This is a genomic window from Roseovarius tibetensis (assembly GCF_050896375.1).
GTDB classification, from domain to species: Bacteria; Pseudomonadota; Alphaproteobacteria; order Rhodobacterales; family Rhodobacteraceae; genus Roseovarius; species Roseovarius tibetensis.
Map to the genome: position 1 here is coordinate 1 of NZ_JBPBBB010000098.1, position 3,011 is coordinate 3,011.

The 3,011-nt window shown below is 64.6% G+C and carries 3 protein-coding genes; all 3 read right to left on the bottom strand.

All coding sequences use genetic code 11. The features are described from left to right. A partial coding sequence (gene tnpC, locus ACROSR_RS20375) for an IS66 family transposase (protein ID WP_432687704.1) occupies positions 1 to 1,559 on the bottom strand: 1,559 nt, incomplete at its 3' end. 54 nt (positions 1,560 to 1,613) lie between these two features. After that, the gene (gene tnpB, locus ACROSR_RS20380; RefSeq protein ID WP_432687705.1) at positions 1,614 to 1,967 is read right to left on the bottom strand and encodes an IS66 family insertion sequence element accessory protein TnpB; all 354 of its coding nucleotides are present in this window, start codon (positions 1,965 to 1,967) and stop codon (positions 1,614 to 1,616) included. A 5-nt stretch (positions 1,968 to 1,972) separates the two neighbouring features. Continuing rightward, complete coding sequence (tnpA, locus tag ACROSR_RS20385) at positions 1,973 to 2,374, bottom strand: IS66-like element accessory protein TnpA (protein WP_432687706.1); 402 nt, start codon at positions 2,372 to 2,374, stop codon at positions 1,973 to 1,975. Positions 2,375 to 3,011: the final 637 nt, after the last annotated feature.

Here is a 3,011-nt window from a genome sequence, read left to right on the forward strand (position 1 = left end):
CAAGGGAGGAGTTCGTCGATCCGGTTTTTCGGATGGCCGGCGGCGATGGCCTCGAGCGTGGCCTTGAGATAGGCGAACGGTTCGACGCCGTTGATCTTTGCGGTTTCGATCAGGGACGCGATGCGGCCCCAGGCCTTGCCGCCCTCGTCGTGACCGGCGAACAACGCATTTTTCCTGTTCAGTGCGATCGGGCGGATCAGATTTTCGACGCCGTTTGAATCGATCTCGACGCGGCCGTCATGGAGGAAGGTCTGCAGTCCGTCCCAGTGGCGATGGATATAGGCCAGCTTCTCGCCGAGGCGGGACTTGGCCGAGACCCGAAGCCGCTGTTCCTGCAGCCAGTCGCCGAACGCCGCGACCAGCGGGGCCGTTCGTGCCTGTCGGGCCGAGAGGCGTTGCCCGGGATCGACGCCTCGGATGTCGGCCTCGATCTTGTAGATCTCGGCGATGCGGCGCAGACCCTCGGCGGCGATCTTGGAGCCGTCACGGTCGAAGACCTCCCTCAGCTTGCGGCGGGCATGCGCCCAACAATGGGCCACGCGGACGGGCTCGCCGCCCTTGCGGGAGGGGCGTGTCAGGCGGTTGTAGCCCGTATATCCGTCGAGCTGGAGGATCCCGTCGAAGCCAGTCAGGAAGGTTTCGGCGTTCTGCCCGCCCCGACCAGGGGCGTAAAAGAACACCACGCCGGGCGGGTCAGCGCCGCCCCACCTGCGGTCGTCGCGGGCCAGTGCCCAGAGATAGCCGGTCTTGGTCCGTCCCCGCCCTGGATCGAGCACCGGCGCCGTGGTCTCGTCCATGAACAGCTTGGTGGACGCTTTCAGGTGCTCGGCCAGCCGGTCGACGACGGGCCTCAGATGGAACGCGGCGACACCGACCCAGTCGGCCAGGGTGCCGCGGTCGATGGTGACGCCCGACCGGGCGAGCATCTGGCTCTGTCGGTATAGCGGCAGGTGATCCGCGTATTTGCTGACCAGCACGTGGGCGACGGCGCCCTCGGTCGGCAGGCCGCCCTCGATCAGGGCGGCGGGGGCCGGCGCCTGCGTCACGCCATCGGTGCAGGCGCGGCAGGCGTATTTGGGGCGAACCGTGACCAGCACGCGCAACTGCGCCGGCACGATGTCCAGCCGCTCGGAGCGGTCCTCGCCGATCTTGTGCATCTGCCCGCAGCCGCACGGGCAGACGAGGCTGTCGGGCTCGACGACCCGCTCGATCCGGGGCAGGCTCTCGGGAAGATTACCGCGGTTGCGCTTGGCCGAGGGTGACTTGCGGCGCGGCGCGTCATCGGAGGAGGTCTGGCTGTCCTGCTGCTCCTCGACTTCGGCGACTGCCGTCTCGAGGTCCTCGAAGGCCAGCTGTCGGTCGTCCTCGCTGAGCTTCTCGGACTTCTTGCCATGCACCACATGGTTCAGCTCGGCCACCAGGTGCTCGAGACGCTTGACGATCTGCTGAAGGCTGGTCTTCTCGCCCTTGAGGTCGCTGTTCTCGCGCAGCAGCGCGGCGATAGCATCGCGCTGGCACTCGGGGATGGCCGACAGGTCGATATCAGGCAGGACCGACATGACCGCAATATACCCCGAACCGGCTGGCAATGCTTGGTAATTCCGACGCCTGATTCATTCTGCCGCAGCCGGCCGGCGCGCTTCCAGCGCCTTCACCCGGCGCCAGTCCAAGCCAGCGAACAGCGCCTCGAACTGCGCCCGGTTCAGCGTAATGAGGCCGTCCTTGATCGCAGGCCAGGTGAAGGTCGTTTCCTCCAGCCGCTTGTAGGCCATCACAAGACCGCTCCCGTCCCAGAACAGGATCTTCAACCGATCCGCCCGCTTGGCGCGGAACACGAACACCGTGCCGGTGAAGGGATCCTCCTTCAGCGCCGACTGCACCAGCGCGGCCAGCCCGTCATGGCCTTTCCTGAAATCGACCGGCTGCGTCGCGACCAGGATACGGACCTTGTGCGAGGGCAGCATCATATCGGTCATCCCACCGCCCGCACGATCTCGGCGATCCGCGCCGCCGAGGTGCCCGCGTCAAGGCGGATCATGACGTCGCCAACCGCTATCTCGATCGAAGGCACATCCGTGGACGGCCTGGCTTCCGAGGATGGAGCCCCAGGTCCCTCATCGCACAGCACCAGCGGCGCAAACCCGGCGGACCCTCCCGCGGCAGGCAGGACCAGCTTGCCGTCCTTGGCAAGACGCCGCCATTCCGAGAGCCGGCTTGCGCGCAACCCATGTCTTGCGGCTACCCCGCAAACCGTGGCCCCAGGCTCAAGCGTCTCCGCCACAATTTGACCCTTGAGCGCGTCAGGCCACCGCCGCCGACACGCAGTGGAGCTATCCGCTCCACCCGACCGGAAAAACTCCAACGTATCCTCCACGGAGAAACTCCACCCCTGTTCCAAGACAGGGACGGACTCCCAGAAATCCTCGATCAGAAAAAGGTGGGCCCCAGATCGCGCTTACCGTGCGTTCGGCGCGGAGACCTCATATATCGGAGGGCTGGACGCACCGGGTCGCTGGCCAGCCCGCCGCTTGTTCGTTTTGTGGGCTGCACTTTGTGACTGCTCCGAGGGCTGCCCCTACCGGGATGATGCTCGTCCGTAGTCAGCGCGGTGGCTGCCATCATGCCTGGTCCAAATGCAGTTCCCGAGTGCCCATCTTTGTAGCGCTCAGACAACATGTGTCCGGCAGCGAGTCGAGCTACGGCATCTTGGGGAATGTCGGCTCATTGCAGTTGTTCGGTCGGCAATCCCCGCGGGTGAATTCTGACCTGCCAAGACTGTTGTGGCAAGCGCAAATGGCCGGTTGGAGAAGTGGCATTTGCGCCTTCGGCTAAGGGGCAGGTCACCTGAGCCGTCTATAACGGCGCGCGTTTTGCGATCTTGCTCACCTGTCTGACAATCGTAGCCTTCTCGATCATCAGGCAAAAAAACATCCATATACCCCTAACCTTCCAAAAACCGAAATTCTTGGTGGGTTATGACGCGGAAATTTTCTGACACCTGTTCGCGGAAC